Origin of the sequence: Kribbella sp. NPDC050124 (assembly GCF_044460355.1) — a bacterium.
GTDB lineage: Bacteria > Actinomycetota > Actinomycetes > Propionibacteriales > Kribbellaceae > Kribbella.
In genome coordinates this window covers 1-1442 of sequence record NZ_JBITJU010000075.1, presented here as the reverse complement: position 1 = coordinate 1442, position 1442 = coordinate 1, and the positions used below count along the sequence as shown (strand labels likewise).

Below are 1442 nucleotides of genomic sequence, written 5' to 3'. Positions count from 1 at the left end.
GAGGAATAGTCAAGACCTGTGGATTGGCGTGTCACGCAGCTTGTTGATCACCTCCTGATTCGTCGGGTCGTTCGACGAGTTTGCCGTTCTCGAACCGGGCGCCGGCTCGGACGAGGGCGACCAGGTGGGGTGCGTTCACGGTCCTCCAGCGGGCCTGGGCGGACTCGATGAGCTTGAACGCCATCGCGACGCCGGCGGCCCTCGAGCCGGGTCCCTTGGTGACCCGGGTCCGGAGCCGGACGGTCGCGAAGGTGGACTCGATCGGGTTGGTGGTGCGCAGGTGTATCCAGTGCTCGGCCGGGAAGTCGAAGAACGCCAGCAGCACGTCCAGGTCGTCGGTGATCTTCGCTGTGGCCTTGGGCCACTTGGTGCCGTAGTCGTCGGCGAACGCCTTGGCGGCCTTGAGTGCCTGGTTCTTGTTCTCGGCGTTGTAGATCTCCGCCAGCGCCTTCTTCGCGCCCGGGTGCGCGGACTTCGGCAAGGCGGCCAGCACGTTGCCGATCTTGTGCCACCAGCAGCGCTGCTCGGCGGTCTCGGGGAACACGTCACGGACCGCCTTCCAGAACCCCAGCGCACCGTCGCCGACCGCGAGCACCGGAGCGCCCATGCCACGGCGCTTGCAGTCCCTGAGCAGATCGGCCCACGACTCCGATGATTCGCGGAACCCGTCGGCCAGCGCGACCAGCTCCTTGCGGCCATCGGCCCGCACGCCGATCATCACCAGCAGACACACCTTGTCCTGCTCCAGTCGCACCTTCAGGTGGATGCCGTCCACCCACAGGTACACGTAGTCGACATCTGCCAGTGACCGGCCAGCGAAGGCCCGGGCATCGTCTTGCCACTGCGTGGTTAGCCGGCCGACGGTCGCGGCCGACAGCCCGTGGCTGGTGCCGAGGAACTGCTCCAACGCCGGTGCGAAATCCGACGTGGACAACCCGTGCAAGTACAACAGCGGCAACACCTCGCTCACCTGCGGCGACTTGCGCGCCCAGGCCGGCAGAATCGCCGACGAGAACCGCCGACGCTCACCGGTTGCCTCGTCGACGCGTTTGTCGTTGACCCGCGGCGCCCGCACCGCGACCGCGCCCGCCGCGGTGGTCACCTCCCGCTCGGCGTGATACCCGTTGCGGACCACCAGCCGCCGGCCGTGCTCGTCGACCTCGTCACGGTGCGCCTCGATGTAGGCGGCAACCTCGGCCCGCAACGCCGCCGCCAGCATCTCCCGGGCACCATCGCGGACAATCTCGTCCAGCAGCGACGACCCGCCAGTCGCGTTCGGCTCGGACTCCTCGTGGACTACCTTGAGCATGGGCGTACCTTCCCGAACCGGCGCGCCAACGCCGGCCCTGATCAGAACTGCATGGGCTTCAGATCTTCCTCGGGAAGGTGCGCTCCTTCATGTCACCCCGCCGAGGGCCATCCACAGGTTCTGATCATTGCTC

General features: G+C 67.5%; 1 protein-coding gene. It reads right to left on the bottom strand.

What is annotated here, in order from left to right; translation table 11 throughout:
* Positions 1–31: 31 nt before the first annotated feature.
* The gene (locus tag ACIBL3_RS47265; RefSeq protein WP_396360622.1) at positions 32–1309 is read right to left on the bottom strand and encodes an IS256 family transposase; all 1278 of its coding nucleotides are present in this window, start codon (positions 1307–1309) and stop codon (positions 32–34) included.
* Between the last annotated feature and the right edge of the window lie 133 nt (positions 1310–1442).

Excerpts from the sequence above, each read along its gene's own strand:
- ACIBL3_RS47265 (WP_396360622.1), bottom strand. The coding sequence starts at position 1,309 with ATGCTCAAGGTAGTCCACGAGGAGTCCGAGCCGAACGCGACTGGCGGG.